The 16,820-nt window shown below is 63.4% G+C and carries 19 protein-coding genes; 15 read left to right on the top strand and 4 right to left on the bottom strand.

The genetic code is table 11. From position 1 onward, the window contains the following. Positions 1-285: 285 nt before the first annotated feature. From oscA to ACIPW4_RS09980, 11 genes are all read left to right on the top strand, one after another. Positions 286-468, top strand: a complete 183-nt coding sequence (gene oscA, locus ACIPW4_RS10030; RefSeq protein ID WP_012274726.1) for a sulfur starvation response protein OscA — start codon at positions 286-288, stop codon at positions 466-468. A gap of 50 nt (positions 469-518) precedes the next feature. Next, entirely contained in the window at positions 519-1,526 is a 1,008-nt protein-coding gene (locus ACIPW4_RS10025) for a sulfate ABC transporter substrate-binding protein (RefSeq protein WP_110632752.1), read from the top strand. Between the two features lie 100 nt (positions 1,527-1,626). After that, positions 1,627-2,445 (top strand): sulfate ABC transporter permease subunit CysT, encoded by an 819-nt coding sequence (cysT, locus tag ACIPW4_RS10020; protein WP_346643105.1) that lies wholly within the window; start codon positions 1,627-1,629, stop codon positions 2,443-2,445. Positions 2,446-2,455: 10 nt separating this feature from the next. Continuing rightward, a complete protein-coding gene (gene cysW / locus ACIPW4_RS10015) occupies positions 2,456-3,328 on the top strand; it encodes a sulfate ABC transporter permease subunit CysW (protein WP_400657173.1) in 873 nt (290 codons plus the stop codon). A gap of 3 nt (positions 3,329-3,331) precedes the next feature. Beyond that, a complete protein-coding gene (locus ACIPW4_RS10010) occupies positions 3,332-4,321 on the top strand; it encodes a sulfate/molybdate ABC transporter ATP-binding protein (RefSeq protein WP_400657171.1) in 990 nt (329 codons plus the stop codon). 388 nt (positions 4,322-4,709) lie between these two features. Continuing rightward, positions 4,710-5,498 (top strand): energy transducer TonB, encoded by a 789-nt coding sequence (locus tag ACIPW4_RS10005; protein WP_400657169.1) that lies wholly within the window; start codon positions 4,710-4,712, stop codon positions 5,496-5,498. 30 nt (positions 5,499-5,528) lie between these two features. Continuing rightward, positions 5,529-6,248, top strand: a complete 720-nt coding sequence (locus ACIPW4_RS10000; protein WP_400657167.1) for a MotA/TolQ/ExbB proton channel family protein — start codon at positions 5,529-5,531, stop codon at positions 6,246-6,248. A 1-nt stretch (position 6,249) separates the two neighbouring features. Then, the gene (locus ACIPW4_RS09995) at positions 6,250-6,651 is read left to right on the top strand and encodes a biopolymer transporter ExbD (RefSeq protein ID WP_261942257.1); all 402 of its coding nucleotides are present in this window, start codon (positions 6,250-6,252) and stop codon (positions 6,649-6,651) included. Between the two features lie 174 nt (positions 6,652-6,825). Continuing rightward, complete coding sequence (locus ACIPW4_RS09990; protein ID WP_400657165.1) at positions 6,826-7,407, top strand: alpha/beta hydrolase; 582 nt, start codon at positions 6,826-6,828, stop codon at positions 7,405-7,407. Positions 7,408-7,471: 64 nt separating this feature from the next. Further along, the gene (locus ACIPW4_RS09985) at positions 7,472-8,302 is read left to right on the top strand and encodes a sigma 54-interacting transcriptional regulator (RefSeq protein ID WP_400657164.1); all 831 of its coding nucleotides are present in this window, start codon (positions 7,472-7,474) and stop codon (positions 8,300-8,302) included. Between the two features lie 174 nt (positions 8,303-8,476). After that, the gene (locus ACIPW4_RS09980; RefSeq protein WP_400657163.1) at positions 8,477-9,262 is read left to right on the top strand and encodes a MetQ/NlpA family ABC transporter substrate-binding protein; all 786 of its coding nucleotides are present in this window, start codon (positions 8,477-8,479) and stop codon (positions 9,260-9,262) included. A 102-nt stretch (positions 9,263-9,364) separates the two neighbouring features. Here the strand turns inward: ACIPW4_RS09980 and ACIPW4_RS09975 are convergent, their stop codons facing one another. Next, positions 9,365-11,734, bottom strand: a complete 2,370-nt coding sequence (locus ACIPW4_RS09975; protein WP_400657162.1) for a penicillin acylase family protein — start codon at positions 11,732-11,734, stop codon at positions 9,365-9,367. Positions 11,735-11,821: 87 nt separating this feature from the next. Between ACIPW4_RS09975 and ACIPW4_RS09970 the strand changes: the two genes are divergently transcribed. Continuing rightward, complete coding sequence (locus ACIPW4_RS09970; RefSeq protein ID WP_400657160.1) at positions 11,822-12,388, top strand: sugar O-acetyltransferase; 567 nt, start codon at positions 11,822-11,824, stop codon at positions 12,386-12,388. Here the strand turns inward: ACIPW4_RS09970 and ACIPW4_RS09965 are convergent. Then, the gene (locus tag ACIPW4_RS09965) at positions 12,367-12,936 is read right to left on the bottom strand and encodes a DUF6436 domain-containing protein (RefSeq protein WP_400657158.1); all 570 of its coding nucleotides are present in this window, start codon (positions 12,934-12,936) and stop codon (positions 12,367-12,369) included. The genes ACIPW4_RS09970 and ACIPW4_RS09965 overlap by 22 nt on opposite strands. Positions 12,937-13,171: 235 nt before the next feature. On the opposite strand from ACIPW4_RS09965, the gene ACIPW4_RS09960 reads away from it, so the two are divergent. Further along, positions 13,172-14,098 carry an alpha/beta hydrolase gene (locus ACIPW4_RS09960; protein WP_400657157.1) on the top strand — a complete coding sequence of 309 codons (927 nt, stop codon included), beginning with the start codon at positions 13,172-13,174 and terminating at the stop codon, positions 14,096-14,098. Here the strand turns inward: ACIPW4_RS09960 and ACIPW4_RS09955 are convergent, their stop codons facing one another. Next, entirely contained in the window at positions 14,099-14,851 is a 753-nt protein-coding gene (locus ACIPW4_RS09955; protein ID WP_400657156.1) for a DUF2059 domain-containing protein, read from the bottom strand. It lies immediately after the preceding gene. A 113-nt stretch (positions 14,852-14,964) separates the two neighbouring features. On the opposite strand from ACIPW4_RS09955, the gene ACIPW4_RS09950 reads away from it, so the two are divergent. Then, the gene (locus tag ACIPW4_RS09950; protein WP_400657257.1) at positions 14,965-15,597 is read left to right on the top strand and encodes a 2OG-Fe(II) oxygenase; all 633 of its coding nucleotides are present in this window, start codon (positions 14,965-14,967) and stop codon (positions 15,595-15,597) included. A gap of 33 nt (positions 15,598-15,630) precedes the next feature. Here ACIPW4_RS09950 and ACIPW4_RS09945 read toward each other — a convergent pair whose 3' ends face one another. After that, entirely contained in the window at positions 15,631-16,119 is a 489-nt protein-coding gene (locus tag ACIPW4_RS09945; RefSeq protein ID WP_400657154.1) for a transporter substrate-binding domain-containing protein, read from the bottom strand. 199 nt (positions 16,120-16,318) lie between these two features. Here ACIPW4_RS09945 and ACIPW4_RS09940 point away from each other — a divergent pair, with 199 nt between their 5' ends. Continuing rightward, entirely contained in the window at positions 16,319-16,795 is a 477-nt protein-coding gene (locus ACIPW4_RS09940; RefSeq protein WP_400657151.1) for a DUF4399 domain-containing protein, read from the top strand. The last annotated feature ends 25 nt before the right edge of the window (positions 16,796-16,820 follow it).

Genomic DNA, 16,820 nt, shown 5'->3' with positions numbered 1-16,820 from the left:
TCCCCCCGGCCCGCCCCAAAACCCCCCACACCCCCCCCCACCCCTGCGCGTGGGGGGGGGGGGCGGCCGGGGGGGGGGGGGGCCCGCCCCCCCCCCCCGCCCCCCCCCCCCCCCGCTCCCACAGAGTGCATGTTGTCGCCTTCAAAATCGGATTTAAATTTTGGTTATATAAACATTCTTAAACAGTATTTTTAAGAATAACCCCGCCTCACTACTATTGCCCTCAAGCCAGGCGCAAACCCCTCCATACCGCAGCCCGGCACCCTCACTCCAAGGAGAACGAGCATGAGTGCATCGCTGCGCAGCATCGACGGTCAGGACGAAGCCACCATTCTGCGGGAAATCCAGAGCGCCTTGCGCGACCTGCGATTCGGTGCGGTGGAGATCACTGTGCACAACGCTCAGGTCGTACAGATCGAGCGCAAGGAGAAGTTCCGCCTGCAACAGCCCGGCAACAAGCCCAGCTGATCTGCACCCAAACACCCAAAACTAGAAAAATGCCAATCGGGAGCTTCACCATGTCCATCCGCCGTTATGCGCTCGCCGCGCTGGCCAGTGCTGTTTTTGCCGGTTCCGCCATCGCCAAGGATTACGAACTGCTGAACGTGTCCTACGACCCGACCCGTGAGCTGTATCAGCAATACAACGCCGAATTCATCAAGCACTGGCAACAGGCTCACCCGGGCGACAAGGTGAAGATCCAGCAATCCCACGGTGGCTCGGGCAAACAGGGCCGTGCGGTGATCGATGGCCTGCGTGCCGACGTGGTGACCCTGGCCCTGGCCGGTGACATCGACGAAATCGCCAAGCTCGGCAAGACCCTGCCGGACAACTGGCAGACCCGCCTGCCGGACGCCAGCACCCCCTACACCTCGACCATCGTGTTCCTGGTGCGCAAGGGCAACCCGAAAGGCATCAAGGACTGGGGCGACCTGATCAAGAAGGACGTGTCGGTCATCACCCCCAACCCGAAAACCTCCGGCGGCGCCCGCTGGAATTTCCTCGCCGCCTGGGCCTACGGCCTGAAGACGGGTGGCAGCGAAGACAAGGCCAAGGCCTATGTGCAGGAGCTGTTCAAGCATGTGCCCGTGCTGGATACCGGCGCCCGCGGCTCGACCATCACTTTCGTCAACAACGGCCAGGGCGATGTGCTGCTGGCGTGGGAAAACGAAGCCTTCCTGGCGCTGAAGGAAGACGGTGGCGCCGACAAGTTCGACATCGTCGTGCCGTCGCTGTCGATCCTTGCCGAACCGCCTGTGGCGGTGGTCGACAAGAATGCCGAGAAGAAGGGTAATACCGAGATCGCCACCGAGTATCTCAAGCACCTGTACAGCCCGGCCGGCCAGAAGATCGCCGCCGAGAACTTCTACCGACCGCGTGACGAGAAAGTGGCTGCCGAATTCGGCAAGCAGTTCCCGAAACTGGACCTGGTGACTATCGACAAGGACTTTGGCGGCTGGAAGACTGCACAACCGAAGTTCTTCAATGACGGCGGTGTGTTCGACCAGATCTATCAGGCACAGTAAGGGCCAAGGAAAAGCGGGGCTGCGCAGCAGCCCCAGGATTCAGAAGCTTGCACCGGCCCGGGATCGCTCCCGGGCCAAGTGCGTTCAACCAGGGATATTTATGTCACGTCGCATTTCCCCCGTCATACCCGGCTTCGGGCTGACGCTGGGCTACACCTTGGTGTACCTCAGCCTGATCGTGCTGATACCGCTGGCGGCCATGTTCATCCATGCCTCGCAGCTGACCTTCGAGCAGTTCTGGAACATCATCAGCGCGCCGAGGGTGATCGCCGCGCTCAAGCTGAGTTTCGGCACCGCCCTGTTCGCCGCCATCATCAACGGTGTGATCGGCACCCTGCTGGCCTGGGTGCTGGTGCGTTACACCTTCCCCGGGCGCAAGGTCATCGACGCGATGATCGACCTGCCGTTCGCCCTGCCCACCGCCGTAGCCGGTATTGCCCTGACCGCCCTGTACGCGCCTGCAGGCTGGGTCGGCCAGTTCGCCACCGACCTGGGCTTCAAGATCGCCTACACGCCGCTGGGCATCACCCTGGCGCTGACCTTCGTCACGCTGCCGTTCGTGGTGCGCACCGTGCAGCCAGTGCTGGCGGACATTCCGCGGGAAGTCGAAGAAGCGGCTGCCTGCCTGGGCGCGAAGCCGTTGCAGGTGTTCCGCCATATCCTGGCGCCGGCGCTGCTGCCCGCCTGGCTCACCGGCTTTGCTCTGGCCTTCGCCCGTGGCGTAGGCGAGTACGGTTCGGTGATCTTCATCGCCGGCAACATGCCGATGAAAACCGAGATCCTGCCGTTGCTCATCATGGTCAAGCTCGACCAGTACGACTACACCGGCGCCACCGCAATCGGCGTCTTGATGCTGGTGGTTTCCTTCATCCTGCTGCTGCTGATCAACCTGCTGCAGCGCCGCATCGAAACCCCTTGAAGGAGGCCGCATGTCCAGTTCAACCCTGAGTACAAGCGCCGCCGCCAACGCCGCCCGGCGTGGCAGCGCCACTTCGCGGCGCATCCTGATCGGCCTTGGCTGGCTGGTGTTCGCGCTGTTCCTGCTGCTGCCGCTGGTGATCGTGGTATCGCAGGCGCTGAAGAACGGCTTCGGCACCTTCTTCGAGGCGATCTTCGAGCCTGATGCCTTGTCGGCGCTGAAGCTGACCTTGCTCGCCGTCGGCATCTCGGTGCCGCTGAATCTGGTGTTCGGTGTCAGCGCCGCCTGGTGCGTGAGCAAGTACAGCTTCCGTGGCAAGAGCATTTTGGTGACCCTGATCGACCTGCCGTTCTCGGTGTCGCCAGTGATCGCCGGCCTGGTCTACGTGCTGATGTTCGGCGCGCAAGGCCTGTTCGGTCCATGGCTGCAGGACCACGACATCCAGATCGTGTTCGCCCTGCCGGGCATCGTCCTGGCGACCATCTTCGTTACCGTGCCGTTCGTCGCCCGTGAGCTGATCCCGCTGATGCAGGAGCAGGGCACGCAGGAGGAAGAAGCCGCGCGCCTGCTCGGGGCCAATGGCTGGCAGATGTTCTGGCACGTGACCCTGCCGAACATCAAATGGGGCCTGATCTACGGCGTGGTGCTGTGCACTGCGCGGGCCATGGGCGAGTTTGGCGCGGTGTCGGTGGTGTCGGGCCATATCCGAGGCGTGACCAACACCTTGCCGCTGCACGTGGAGATCCTCTACAACGAGTACAACCACGTCGCGGCCTTCAGCGTGGCTAGCCTGTTGCTGATCCTGGCGCTCTTCATCCTGCTGCTCAAGCAGTGGAGCGAGAACCGTATTAACCGCCTGCGCCACAGCGCCGCGGAGGAATGATTCATGTCGATCGAAGTTCGTAACGTCAGCAAGCGCTTCAACAGCTTCCAGGCCCTGGACAACATCAACCTGGACATCAACAGCGGCGAGTTGGTGGCCCTGCTTGGCCCATCGGGCTGCGGCAAGACCACCCTGCTGCGCATCATCGCCGGCCTGGAAACCCCGGACCAGGGCAATATCGTGTTCCATGGCGAGGATGTGTCTGGCCACGACGTGCGTGATCGCAACGTCGGCTTCGTGTTCCAGCACTATGCGTTGTTCCGCCACATGAGCGTGTTCGACAACGTTGCCTTCGGCCTGCGCATGAAGCCCAAGGGCGAGCGCCCGAGCGAGAGCAAGATCGCCGAAAAGGTCCACGAACTGCTGAACATGGTGCAATTGGACTGGCTGTCCGACCGCTACCCCGAGCAGCTGTCCGGTGGCCAGCGCCAGCGTATTGCCCTCGCTCGCGCCTTGGCGGTGGAGCCCAAGGTGCTGCTCCTCGACGAACCGTTCGGTGCGCTCGATGCCAAGGTGCGCAAAGAGCTGCGCCGCTGGCTGGCACGGCTGCACGAAGATATCAACCTGACCTCGGTGTTTGTCACCCACGACCAGGAAGAGGCGATGGAAGTGGCCGACCGCATCGTGGTGATGAACAAGGGTGTGATCGAGCAGATCGGCTCGCCGGGTGAGGTGTACGAGCAGCCGGCCAACGACTTCGTCTACCACTTCCTCGGTGACTCCAACCGCCTGGCCTTGAGCGAAGGGCACCATGTGCTGTTCCGCCCGCACGAGGTATCGTTGTCGCGACATGAGACCGAAGGGCACCATGCCGCCGAGGTGCGCGACATCCGCCCGCTGGGCGCCACTACGCGCGTGACCTTGAAGGTGGAAGGGCAGAGCGAGTTGATCGAGGCCGAAGTGGTCAAGGACCACGACAGCCTGACCGGGCTGGCGCGTGGCGAGACGCTGTTCTTCCGGCCCAAGGTGTGGCAGAAGCTGGCGAATATCTGAGCCGCCTTGACGCATGAAAAGCCCGGGCTTGGTTCCCGGGCTTTTTGTTGCCTGCAAGATTGTTGGGGCTGCTGCGCAGCCCTTTCGCGACGCAAGGCCGCTCCCACATGGGTATGCAATCCTCCTGTGGGAGCGGCCTTGTGTCGCGAAACGAGGGCGCAGCCCTCGCGGCAAACTGATGCCTTGCGCGAATATTTAATATGCCCGCAATGCATCGCCAGTCCTCCGTTAACCCACACCCCGCGAAGCCTGCGGGCTAGAGCGGTTCTGTCGAATTAAATATTCCCAAAAGGTCTAGCTTTAAGTTTAAACATTACTTTCAGAGATAAGTCCCTGCCCGCGATGATTCAGCCACACACCTGAATCAAGAACCCCAGGAGTTTGATCAATGGGTAATGTCCAGTCGGCCGTCAGGGCCTACGACCAGCCATGGCGCCCGAGCCCGGGCGACCTGGTCGAGCTTGGACGGACACTTCGCCTGCCGTTGGGCCAGCTGCGCCTGCAACGCACCCCGGTCAGCGGCCTGAAACGCCGTGACAAGCTGGCGCTGGGCCTGCTGGTGCTGGCCCTGCACGGTGCCGCTGCCTACTGGGTCAGCCAGGCCCCCACGCCCGCGCTGCCCGTGGTGCCGCCACAGATCCCGCCCATGACCATCGAGTTCGCCGCCCCCGCGCCGCCCGTTGTGGAACCCCCGCCACCTGCGCCTGCACCGCCAGTCGTCGAGCCGCCGCCCCCGGTAATCGACGAGCTGGCCTCCAAGCCCAAGCCGAAGCCTAAACCCGTGGCCAAGCCGGTCGCCAAGCAACCACCCAAGCCGCAGCCCAAGCCGGTCGAGGCACCGCCGCCTGCTCCGGTGGCGGCCCCGGCGCCGCCTGCGCCACCCGCACCGGCCCCGGTCACGCCACCGTCAGCCAACGCCGCGTACTTGAAGAACCCGGCACCGGAGTACCCGCAGATGGCTCAGCGCCGTGGCTGGGAAGGCACCGTGCTGCTGCGGGTCGAAGTACTGCCCAGCGGCAAGCCGGGGCAGATCCAGATCCAGCAGAGCAGCGGCCGCGATGCCCTCGACGCCGCCGCGGTGGCTGCGGTCAAGCGCTGGAGCTTCGTTCCCGCCAAGCAGGGCGACGTGGCCCAGGCCGGCTGGGTCAGCGTGCCGATCGATTTCAAGCTTCGCTAACTTTTTCGCAGAACACAGGAAGACATCATCATGAGCCTGCTGGCATCCCCCCTCGAATCCGTTGAAAGTGCAGTCATCTGGCTGCTGGTCGGTTTTTCCGTCGCCACCTGGGGCCTGGCCCTGGTCAAGGTCGCGCAATTCGTGCGGCTGAAGAATCAGGACAAACGCTTCCACCAGCAATTCTGGGCCGCATCGAGCCTCGACTCGGCGGCGGAAATCAGCCACGAGTTGCCTGGCCCGGCCGCCCGCGTCGCCCAGTCCGGCTATGCCGCCATTGCGGTTGGTGAAGCGCACGCCAGTGACCTGAGCCACGCCATCAACCATCAGGACCGCCTCGAACGCGCCCTGCGCCAGCAGATCGTGCGTGAGCGGCGCTCGCTGGAAACCGGCCTGGCAGTGGTCGCCAGTATCGGCAGCACCTCGCCCTTCATCGGCCTGTTTGGCACTGTGTGGGGCATCATGGAAGCTCTTAAAGGCATCAGCGCGGCCGGCTCTGCCAGCCTGGAAACGGTGGCGGGCCCGATCGGCGCAGCGCTGGTCGCCACCGGCGTGGGTATCGCCGTCGCGGTGCCGGCGGTGCTGGTCTACAACTACTTCCTGCGCCGCCTCAAGCTGACCGCCGCCGACCTCGATGATTTCGCCCACGACTTCTACAGCCTGGCGCAGAAGAGTGCCTTCCGCGTGCTGGTGCACCCGGCCGTGCACAAGGCCCAGGCCGGTTTCACCCAGCCAGTGAAGGAGGCGTCCTGACATGGCCTTTTCGACCCAGGACAGTGACGAAGTCCTCAGTGAAATCAACGTCACGCCATTGGTGGACGTCATGCTGGTGCTGCTCGTGGTGTTCATCGTCACCGCGCCGCTGCTGACCAACGCCATCCCGATCAACCTGCCCAAGACCGAAGCAGTGGCCCCTGTGGAACAGAAAGACCCGCTGGTGGTGAGCATCGACGGTGGCGGCAAGCTGTTCATCAACAAGGACGAGATCCAGCCGGACCTGCTGGAAACCAACCTCAAGGCAGCCAAGGACAAGGACGCCGACGTACGTGTGCAGCTACAGGCCGACGATGGCGTTAACTATGGCGAAGTGGCGCGGGCCATGGCGGCGATCGAGCGCGCGGGGATCAGTAAACTGGCGGTAATCACTGCACGTTAATCTCCAACCCTCTTCAGGCAAGGCTTATGGGCCATATCTCTTGGCAGGGGTTGGCCCTTTTTTTGTCATCTGAATGTAATTTCAGTTATTAATAAATAGCTTCTTATTCCTTTACGGATATAACTCCCTCCCTATACTGGTCTTCAAGCACGCAAACTTACCGGAGGCGTCCCCATGCGCAATGAGTCGATTCGTTACCTGATTGTGCCGGGCTGGCAAGGATCGCCAGACAACCATTGGCAGAGTCACTGGCAGCGCACGCTGCCCAACAGCGCCCGGGTGGAGCAGCTTGACTGGCTCACCCCACAGCGCCGCGACTGGGTGCAGGCGCTGGAGCAGGCGATTGCCGCCGAGTGCTCGCCGGTGATTCTCATCGGGCACAGCCTGGGCTGTGTCACCGTCGCCCACTGGGCTGCGCAAGCAAGCCCGACTCTGCTGCGCCGGGTGCGCGGCGCATTGCTGGTGGCCCCGGCGGATGTCGAGCGGCCCACCTGCGCGACGGCCTTGCGCAACTTCGCACCGATCCCGCGGCAGCCGCTGCCGTTCCCCAGCCAGGTGGTCAGCTCTGACAACGACCCGGCAGTCAGCGTGCCGCGTGCCTTGTACCTGGCCCAGGCCTGGGGCGCCGAGGCGGGCCTGCTGAGTAATGCCGGGCACATCAACGTGAAGTCTGGCCACGAGCGCTGGGAACAAGGCTTCGCCTACCTGTACCGCTTGCAAAGCCGGATCGAGCAGCGCGCGTTGCGCCGCGCCTGATCGCCCCGATCGTTCACCATTTGCCTGACGCCCGGCCGCCCCTGGCCTGGGGCGGGAGTTCGTCATGACTTTTCAAAACCCGTTCGGCCAGCCGCTGCTGACCTTCCCTGAACTGGACAAGAGCCCCCTGAGCATCCGTGCCAAGGCGCTGGTGTTCATCGACCCGCGCTCGCAGCAGTTGCGCCAGGCCCTGGAGTTGCTGGCGCCGCAACCGGTACCGGTGCTGATCCGCGGCGAGACCGGTACCGGCAAGGAGTTGCTGGCCCGGCAGATTCACCGCGCCAGCGACCGCGCTGGCCTGTTCGTCTCGGTCAACTGCGCTGCCATCAGCCCGACCTATGCCGATGCCGAACTGTTCGGCTACAGCGCCGGCAGCCAGGGCGGCACTGCCAGCAGCCGCGCGGGCTGGTTCGGCTCGGCCAATGGCGGCACTTTGTATCTGGACGAGATCGCCGACTTGCCGTTGGCGATCCAGGGCAAATTGCTGGCTGCCCTGGAAAACCGTGAGGTCACCCGTGTCGGCGCGCAGCAGCCACAGCCGGTGGATGTCCGCCTGGTGGCCGCGACCAGCATCGACCTGGCGCGGGTGGTGAAGGCCGGGCGCTTCAACGAGCGCCTGTACCAGTACCTGCACGAAGGCGCGCTGGAGCTGCCGCCGCTGCGCGAGCGCCCGGGCGATATCCTGCCGTTGGCCGAGTACTTCGCGGGCATTTACAGCGTGCGCTTGCAGCGCTCGCTGGCATTGATCAGCGAGGCCGCGCAGCAGGTGCTGGAAGCGCATGACTGGCCGGGCAACACCCGTGAACTGGAGAACGTGATTCACTTCGCCCTGCTGGTCAACAACGGCAGCGAACTGCTGCCGGAGGACCTGGACCTGCCCAATTCCGCGCGCTAGACGAGCTAATAAGCAAATGTGAGGTGGCATTTTGCTTTTGGAATAAGCAGCTAATTAAAAGATATTGTTAGGGAATAAAAAATCTCGGTATTGTCCGCGTCACGCCTGCCGGTGAAACGGTTGGGCTCCCGACTTCGCCATCCCTGATGGCTCAGATCCAGAACAAGGAACACCATGAAGAAGACCCTGCTTACCACTGCCCTGGCCGCCGCCCTGTCATTCGCCGGGCTGGCATCCGCCGCCGAGAAGCTGGTCGTAGCCGCGACCCCAGTGCCGCACGCCGAGATCCTTGAACTGATCAAGCCAACCTTGGCCAAGGAAGGCGTGGACCTGGAAATCAAAGTCTTCACCGACTACGTGCAGCCGAACGTGCAGGTTGACCAGAAGCGGCTCGACGCCAACTACTTCCAGACCCTGCCTTACCTGACGAGCTTCAACGAAGGCAAGGGCACGCACCTGGAGACCGTGATCGGCGTGCACGTCGAGCCGTTCGGTGGCTACTCGAAGAAGGTCAAGAGCCTGAGCGAGCTGAAAGACGGCGCCACCGTCGCCATCCCGAACGAAGGCAGCAACAGCGGCCGTGCGCTGATCCTGCTGCAGAAGGCGGGCCTGATCACCCTGAAGGATCCGAAGAACGCCCTGGCGACGCCGAAAGACATCGCCGAGAACCCGAAGAAGCTCAAGTTCCGCGAGCTTGAGTCGGCCATGCTGCCGCGCGTGCTGGACCAGGTCGACCTGGACATGATCAACACCAACTACGCCCTGGAAGCCGGCCTGAACCCGGCCAAGGATGCGCTGGTGATCGAGGGCAGCGACTCGCCGTACGTGAACTTCCTGGTAGCCCGCCCGGACAACAAGGACAGCGAGGCCATCCAGAAGCTGGCCAAGGCGCTGACCAGCCCCGAGGTGAAGGCATTCATCGCCAAGAAGTACCAGGGTGCGGTACTGCCTGCGTTCTGATTGTTTGATCGTTGTTTGAAAATGCCGACGCCTTTGCGTCGGCATTTTTGTTTGTGGCTGGCGGGGAAAGGTGGGTTGGCCTCAATTCAAGGGTTTTCAAGATTACTCACGGGTGCCGGGAACAAGCCTGAGGGTACTCTGCGCCGGAATCATGCCCATCTGCGCCCGCTGGTACCGGCCTTCGACATACCGCTCGGCCTGGTCTGCGAAATGCCGGTCGAACGGCACGCCGCTCTGCCCCACCGGGTTGCTGGTCAGTGCCTGCCCGGCATCGGCGAAGTCGATCAAGCGCCGGGTCGATGGCCCGTAAGTCACCGGCCACGGCGCCGGGCCAATCTTCGCCGACAGGTTGTTGGGTACCTCGTGAGTGCCGGGTGCGGCAAACGGGCCGACATTGAACAGCAGGTTCAGCGGCTTCTTCGAGCCCAGTGGATGGTTGTGGGTCAGGGTATGGGCCTTGCCCCATTGCCAGCTGGCCGGGTCTTTGCCGAGGGTGTCGCGCAAGTGGGCAAGGCTCTTCTGCCAGGCCATGCGCACTATAGCGGTGCGGTTTGTGCGCTGGTTGGCGCCGCGGGTGTCCCACCATGGCGAATCGGCATCGGCGGCCAGGCGCGGCAGTGCGGCATCGATGGCGCGGGTGCTGATCAGTACCGGGAACCAAGTGTCGCCCAGTTCGTCATGCAACGCGGCATGAGCCAGTTCGTAGAGGAACTGATTGAACAACGTGGCGCTGGTGGAATCCAGCGGATAGTCGCCGCGCCAGGCAGCCAGCTGCTCGACCAGCTCCTTTTCCTCGTCGCCCTGGGCGACTTGGCGCAAAGTCGCCAACAGAGGCGCCAGGGTGCGCGGGCCATAATCGCTGGTGGTATCGAGCTGCAGCGTCTGGCTATTCTGCGTATCCCATTTCACCTGCGGGTTGGCCAATTGGCGGTCGAGTTGGCGGCCGCGGTCGGGGAGGTTGTAGTAGCCGGGTATCGGTACCACGGCCGGTGGCTGGTAGTTGGCCGAGACGATAAAGCCGCTGGCCGGGTTCTCTTGCTGTGGGTTGACGCTGAACGGGTAGAAACCGCGTTTGTCGGCCTGGCTACCAGCGCCGTCGAGGATGAACGACGAGTTCACACCGTCCGGCCGGATCGGCAGCTTCGCCGCCGCCCACCAGCCGATATCGCCACGTGCATTGGCCCAGACGAAGTTCAGCCCCGGCGCCTGCACCTTGGCCGCCGCTTCGCGCATCTTGCCCAGGGTGTCGGCGCGGTTGAGCTGGTAAAAGCCTTCGAGGATCGGGTTCTCGGTTTCGAGGAACGCCCACCACATGGCAATGGGAGTGGCCCCGGCCGTTGCGCCGAGGACCTCGTTGACGATTGGCCCGTGGGGCGAGCGGCGCAGGTTGATAGTGACCGGTTGTTCGCCTTTGACCGCAACCTGCTGCTCGGTCTTTTCCAGCGTGCGCCACTGGCCGTCGACCATGACCTGGTCAGCATTGGCAGGGTTGGTCTTTTCCGCGATCAGGTCGACATCATCGTTCTGGAACATGGTAAGGCTCCAGCCGAAGTCACGGTTGTGCCCCAGCATTGCGAACGGGTTCAGCGCCTGGAAGTAGCCGTACAGGTTGAAGCCGGGCGCCGAAAGTTCAGCCTCGTACCAGACGGCGGGCACGGCAAAACTGATGTGCGGGTCGCCGGCCAGCAAGGGTTTGCCGCTGCGGGTGCGGCTGCCGGATACGGCCCAGGCATTGCTGCCTTCGAACTGCGGAATGCCGGCTTCGATCAGGGCTTCGTGGCTGGCGCGGGCCACGGCTTCGAGGCTTTGCCAGTCGGCCGCCGCCAGTGGTGTGCCCAGTGCACCTTGCGGCTGCCAGTCGAGGTCGAAGATTTTCAGGTATTGCGGACCAAGCTGGTCGCGGATGTAGGTCAGCGCAGGTTCCGTGCGAAAAGCTGCGGCGAAGCTGTAGGCCAGGTAGCCGGCGATGCTCAGGGTGTCTTCGGCAGTGAACGGCCGTGGCGTGATGCCGATCAGGTCGAACTCCACCGGTTTGGGGTGGCTGGCCTGCCAGGCATTGACGCCCTCAAGGTAGGCCTGCAAGGCCTGCCATGCGGGTGACTGGGGGTCCTGGCGCTGGGCCATCAGCGCAGCCTGCTCGCGGATGCGCAAGCTGCGGAACAGCGTATCGGTGGGTAGCAGCTTGTCGCCCAGCACCTCGGCCAGTTCGCCACGGGCCAGGCGGCGCATGATTTCCATCTGGAACAGCCGATCCTGGGCATGCACGTAGCCCAAGGCGCGGTACAGGTCTGCCTCGCTGTGCGCTTGCAGATGGGGCACGCCACGGGCGTCGTAGCGTACGCTGACCGGCGCTTGCAGCCCGGGCATGGCCACTTCGCCTTCACGTTGCGGCAGCTTGCCGTGCATGTACCAGTAACCGGCGCCAGCGGCCACGGCAATGATCACGGCCAACAGGGTCAGGCTGCGTTTCATCGAGACTCCTTGTGCATTCGAGCGGAAACTGTGGTCCGATCATCGACGTATTCGCGAACAGAGCATAGTCCCCTGCAAGGAGTTTCCATGTCCCTCAGCGAAAAACAGAAAATGCTCAGCGGCCAGCTCTACCACGCCGGTTGCCCCGAGCTGCAGGCCGAGCAGATCGCCAGCAAGCACTGGATGCACCGCTACAACAACAGCGTCGAGTTGCTCAACGACGCGCGCAACGGCCTGCTCGCCGAGCACTTTGGCCATGTCGGCGAAGGCACGGTGATCCGCCCGCCGTTCTATTGCGACTACGGCTACAACATCAGTGTCGGGTGCAACACGTTCATGAACTTCAACTGCGTGATCCTCGACGTGGTGCCGGTTAGCATCGGCGACGACTGCCAGATCGGCCCCAACGTCCAGATCTATACGGCCGACCATCCGCTCGACCCCGAGGTGCGCCGCAGCGGGCTGGAGAGCGGGCGGCCGGTGATCATTGGCAACAATGTGTGGATCGGTGGTGCGGCGATTATCCTGCCGGGGGTGACCATCGGTGACAATGCCATCGTCGGTGCAGGCAGTGTGGTGACCCGTGATGTGCCAGCGGGGGTCACCGTAGTGGGTAACCCGGCGAGGGTGCGTCAGCCTGCCCAGGGGCAATAGCAGCCCACGGCCAGCGTATTGGAGGCGGTGACGTTGCGGCCAGCCAGCAGCGCCTTGAGGATAGGTTCGATGAAACTGTTGCTGGCGTTGCACACTGCGCCTTCGCTGTAGGGGCCGAAGTAGGCGAGGGTGCCCTGGTGGTCCCAGATGGCCACGGCGGGCGAGGCGGGCAGGTGTTCGCTGCCTGGCACGTTGGCGATGGGTTGCAGGCTGCTCAGGTTGGTAGGTAATTGGCCGTGGGTGCCAGGCTTTTGCACGATGTGGAATGACACACCCTGATCGGCGAACTGGGTCATCAGGTCGCCCAGGTGCTGCTGGTTGCCGACGTTGCACGGGCAGGCCGGGTCCCAGAAATGCACCACGCGGATCGGCCCGGGGCCGGCCAGTTCGGGGGGCAGTTGCAGTTGGCTGCCGTCGAACAGGGTGGTCTGGTTGTCGAACGGGCGCAGGTAGCGGGACTGGAAGGTGGAGTAGGCCTGCCAGAGCACGGCAATGCCGATCATTAGGGCGATTGCTGCGCATATGTGTTTGATGATTCGAATCTTCATGAAGTGTCCGCGGCCTTTTTGTGGGAGCGGCCTTGTGTCGCGAAAGGGCCGCAAAGCGGCCCCAGCAATGCTTGCAGCGCTGCCGAAATCCTGGGGCTGCTTTGCAGCCCTTTCGCGACACAAGGCCGCTCCCACAACTGATCTGTGCTGCCTGTTCGAAGTGAGCAAGCTTGCCACGACGCCGGCCAGAGCTGAATATCCCAGATCAATACTCGCTCCGTCCTGGATGTACCTGATGCCCGCTGCCTTTTACCCCGATCCCCTGCGTGCCAGCCTCGCCCCATTGGCCAAACGCCAGCCGTTGTCCACGCAGGCGCAGGACTATCAGCGTTTCTATGGCCTGAACCTGTCGGCCCAGAGCTGGCTGGGCGGTTTCCAGGCGGCGGGGTTCGAGCTGGTCGGGCAGGTCTGGCTGCCGGAAAAGCCGGTTGCGACGCTGTTCCTGTTGCACGGCTATTACGACCACATGGGCCTCTATCGGCATGTGATCGAGTGGGCGTTGAAGCTCGGTTATGCGGTGATCAGCTGTGACTTGCCAGGCCACGGCCTGTCCAGTGGCGAGCGCGCCAGCATCAGTGACTTTGCGGTGTACCAGCAGGTGCTGGAGGCCTTGTTCGAACAGGCGCGTGGCCTTGAACTGCCACGCCCCTGGCACCTCTGCGGGCAGAGTACCGGTGGCGCCATCGCCGTGGACCACTTGCTGCACCAAGGTGAGCGCAGCCCGATCGATGGCGAGGTGATCCTGCTGGCGCCGCTGGTCAGGCCACGTGCGTGGCGCTGGTCGAAGTTCAGTTATCGGGTGCTGCGCCACTTCGTCAACGGCATCGAACGGCGTTTCAGCGAGAACACCAACGACCCGACATTCCTGCCCTTCCTCGAGACCGACCCGCTGCAACCGCGGCGACTGCCCACGGCCTGGGTCGGCGCCTTGATCGCCTGGGTCAAGCGTATCGAAGCAGCGCCGCACTGTGCGCGGCGGCCGCTGATCGTGCAGGGGGAGGCCGATGGTACGGTTGACTGGCCCCATAACCTGGAAGTGCTCAAGGCCAAGTTCAGCGAGCCGCAAATCCTGATGTTGCCCGAAGCCCGCCATCACCTGGCCAACGAGCTGCCGGACATTCGCCGGCGCTACCTCGACTTCATCCAGCAGCGCCTGGGTTGATCACTTGAGGCCGCCGCTGTTCTGGCCCACCGCCAGGCCGGCGCGCACGGCCGCCACGGCAGCCTGATAATAGGCCTTACCGTCCGGCGACTCGGCAAAGGTGGCGAATTCTTCCAGTTCGTCGTCGGACAGGTCGCGGTAGACATACAGCAGGGTGTTGTTCAGGTCTTCGCCGATCTGCCCCATCAAACGTTGGCGCTGGCCGTCGAGCAGGCTCTGGGCCTGGCTGGCGCCGAACAGGCCGGGGATCATCGAACTCAGGCTGTCGGCGGCCACCCCGGCAATCGCCAGGCTGACTTCGGCGCCGGCTTCACGGGCCGGCAGGGCCTGGGCCAGGTGGCCGATGACCAGCATGCGGTTGTCGCTGGCCTGGATCTTCGGCAAGCCCTTGGCATTCTTGGCCAGCTGGTCCTTGCGCGTGGCCAGCAGTTCGGCGGCGACAATCTTGCGACCCAGTGGCGACTGGAAGAAGGCCAGGGCCGGTGCTGGGTTCGGCAGTGTGCTGCGCAGTTTTGCCAGGGCACGGTTGTCCATGGCCTGGGCCTGGAAGCGCTGGTTGCTGTTGTTGACCAGCGCCTGGTAAACCGCAGGCGGCAGGCTGTTGCGGTAGCGCTGCTGGGCGGCGCTCACGGCATCGGAAAAATGGGCGCGCTGGTCGGGCCAGCCGGCGGCCTTGTACAGCTGATCGAGGCTGTCTGCCCAGACAGGCATGGTGCAGATCATCAGCAGAAGCAGGGAAAACAGACGGCGCATTCAGGACTCCTGTCGGCAGTTGGCTATTGTCCTAGGCCCGGCGCCATTTTGTCGAGCAATCCGAACGCTTCTCAGCCAAGTGGCGCTGTGCGCCGACAGGGCGAATGGATATGATGCGCGCCATGCACATCTCCCCTGAAAACCCGATGTTTGCGGCCGTCGTCGACGATCTGGCCACCCACGGCTGGTCGCAGCAGGCGCTTTTTCTGCCTGCCGAGCTGGTGCGCGGGCTTGCGGCCGAATGCCGGCGGCGTGATGCCGAAGGCGAACTCAACCCTGCCGGGGTTGGGCGCGGTGAGGCCCAGGAGGTGCGCGAGAGTATTCGCGGGGATCAGATTCAGTGGATCGACCCTGGCCAGGCCGCGGCCTGCGACCAGTACCTGGCGGCCATGGACCAATTGCGCCAGGCCATCAACCAGGGCCTGTTCCTCGGCCTGGAAGACTTCGAATGCCACTTTGCCCTGTATCCACCGGGGGCGTTCTATCGCCGGCACCTGGACCGCTTCCGCGACGATGACCGGCGCATGGTATCGGCGGTGCTTTACCTCAACGAAGGCTGGCTGCCGGAGGATGGCGGGCAGTTGCGCATGTTCCTGGCAGATGATGTCGAGCACGATGTGCAGCCCGTGGCCGGTTGCCTGGCGATCTTTCTTTCCGGTGAGGTGCCGCACGAGGTGTTGCCGGCCAGGCGCGAGCGCCTGTCGTTGACCGGCTGGTTCCGGCGCCGCGGCAACGACCCGTTCTGATCGGCCCACGCCACTGCGCAGGCCATGGAGGCCCTACTGCCCGGCGGCAGTGTCCTGCGGGCCCTTGAACCACTTCTGCTCGAGCTGGGCTGTGCGGCCGCTGTCCTTCAGCCTTTGCAGGGCATTGTTCACCGCGCTTTCAAAGGCCGGGTTGTCCTTCTGGAACGGGATCACCAGCTTCTTCTCGCCAAATGCCTGGCTCACATCGAACGGGCCATCTGCCTTGGGCGATTCGCTGGACGGCGTTAGCGTGATGTCGTACTTGCCACTCTCCACGCCCGGCAGTACTTCTGCCGCGGTCGCTTCGACGAACTCGGCTCGCAGGTCCAGTTCACGAGCCAGATCCTGGCCGAACTCGATCTCGAAGCCTGTCAGGCGCTCGTTTTCCTTGAAGGAATACGGCGCGTTGTCGGCCTGCACAGCGATGCGCAGTTCGCCCCGGTCGGCAATTTCGTCTATCAGCTCGGCCTGAGCCAACGGCGTGATCAGTACTGCCAGCAGTACGCCTATGGTCGAACGCATGTGTTGCCCCTTTTTCTCAAGCAGATGAATAACTTTCGCCGCAACTTTCTTCCCCGTCGCAGTCGAGCGCAGCCTATGACCTTGAAGCCTTGGCGAGGTTTAACCCTAACTGAAATATTTCTCTTTGTGGGCTATGGTGAACTACCGCCGCCATTCTTTGTGCAGGCAGCGGTCAATAAGTGAATCACAGGAGAAGTGAATGAACAGCCTATTTTCGCGTGCTGCCGTTGCCGGCCTGCTGATGGGGGCCTCGGTATTCGCCAGCGCTGCGGATGCCCTGAAGAGCCAGGAGCCGCCCAAGGATGCCAAGGTCGTCATCGTTTCCCCCGCCGATGGTGCCACGGTCGAGAAGACTTTCACCGTCAAGTTCGGCATCGAGGGCATGCAGCTCAAGCCTGCGGGTGATCAGACGCCGCATAGCGGCCATCACCACCTGCTGGTGGACGTGGACAAAGAGCCGGTGGCCGATATGCCATTGCCGACCAGCCTGATGCCGGAAGCCGGTACCGCGCTGCCAGCGGGGCCGCAAGTGCTGCACTTCGGCAAGGCGCAGACCGAAGCGACCATCACCCTGACACCGGGCAAACACACCCTGCAGCTGGTGCTGGGTGACCAGTATCATGTGCCGTTCAAGCCAAGTGTCGAGTCGAAGAAGATCACCGTAGAAGTGAAATAAAAAAAGGGAGGCCACCAGGGCCTCC

Source organism: Pseudomonas sp. NPDC089996, from assembly GCF_044748405.1.
Classification (GTDB): domain Bacteria; phylum Pseudomonadota; class Gammaproteobacteria; order Pseudomonadales; family Pseudomonadaceae; genus Aquipseudomonas.
The sequence above is the reverse complement of the archived record's forward strand: the minus strand, read 5'-3'. Positions and strand labels throughout refer to the sequence as shown.

Coding starts and splice junctions, on each gene's coding strand:
- ACIPW4_RS10000 (WP_400657167.1), top strand. CDS start 5,529: ATGAGCCTGCTGGCATCCCCCCTCGAATCCGTTGAAAGTGCAGTCATC.
- ACIPW4_RS09990 (WP_400657165.1), top strand. CDS start 6,826: ATGCGCAATGAGTCGATTCGTTACCTGATTGTGCCGGGCTGGCAAGGA.
- cysW (WP_400657173.1), top strand. CDS start 2,456: ATGTCCAGTTCAACCCTGAGTACAAGCGCCGCCGCCAACGCCGCCCGG.
- ACIPW4_RS09945 (WP_400657154.1), bottom strand. CDS start 16,119: ATGCGTTCGACCATAGGCGTACTGCTGGCAGTACTGATCACGCCGTTG.
- ACIPW4_RS09960 (WP_400657157.1), top strand. CDS start 13,172: ATGCCCGCTGCCTTTTACCCCGATCCCCTGCGTGCCAGCCTCGCCCCA.
- ACIPW4_RS09950 (WP_400657257.1), top strand. CDS start 14,965: ATGCGCGCCATGCACATCTCCCCTGAAAACCCGATGTTTGCGGCCGTC.
- cysT (WP_346643105.1), top strand. CDS start 1,627: ATGTCACGTCGCATTTCCCCCGTCATACCCGGCTTCGGGCTGACGCTG.
- ACIPW4_RS09975 (WP_400657162.1), bottom strand. CDS start 11,734: ATGAAACGCAGCCTGACCCTGTTGGCCGTGATCATTGCCGTGGCCGCT.
- ACIPW4_RS09940 (WP_400657151.1), top strand. CDS start 16,319: ATGAACAGCCTATTTTCGCGTGCTGCCGTTGCCGGCCTGCTGATGGGG.
- ACIPW4_RS09985 (WP_400657164.1), top strand. CDS start 7,472: ATGACTTTTCAAAACCCGTTCGGCCAGCCGCTGCTGACCTTCCCTGAA.
- ACIPW4_RS09965 (WP_400657158.1), bottom strand. CDS start 12,936: ATGAAGATTCGAATCATCAAACACATATGCGCAGCAATCGCCCTAATG.
- ACIPW4_RS09955 (WP_400657156.1), bottom strand. CDS start 14,851: ATGCGCCGTCTGTTTTCCCTGCTTCTGCTGATGATCTGCACCATGCCT.
- ACIPW4_RS09980 (WP_400657163.1), top strand. CDS start 8,477: ATGAAGAAGACCCTGCTTACCACTGCCCTGGCCGCCGCCCTGTCATTC.
- ACIPW4_RS10005 (WP_400657169.1), top strand. CDS start 4,710: ATGGGTAATGTCCAGTCGGCCGTCAGGGCCTACGACCAGCCATGGCGC.
- ACIPW4_RS09995 (WP_261942257.1), top strand. CDS start 6,250: ATGGCCTTTTCGACCCAGGACAGTGACGAAGTCCTCAGTGAAATCAAC.
- oscA (WP_012274726.1), top strand. CDS start 286: ATGAGTGCATCGCTGCGCAGCATCGACGGTCAGGACGAAGCCACCATT.
- ACIPW4_RS10010 (WP_400657171.1), top strand. CDS start 3,332: ATGTCGATCGAAGTTCGTAACGTCAGCAAGCGCTTCAACAGCTTCCAG.
- ACIPW4_RS09970 (WP_400657160.1), top strand. CDS start 11,822: ATGTCCCTCAGCGAAAAACAGAAAATGCTCAGCGGCCAGCTCTACCAC.
- ACIPW4_RS10025 (WP_110632752.1), top strand. CDS start 519: ATGTCCATCCGCCGTTATGCGCTCGCCGCGCTGGCCAGTGCTGTTTTT.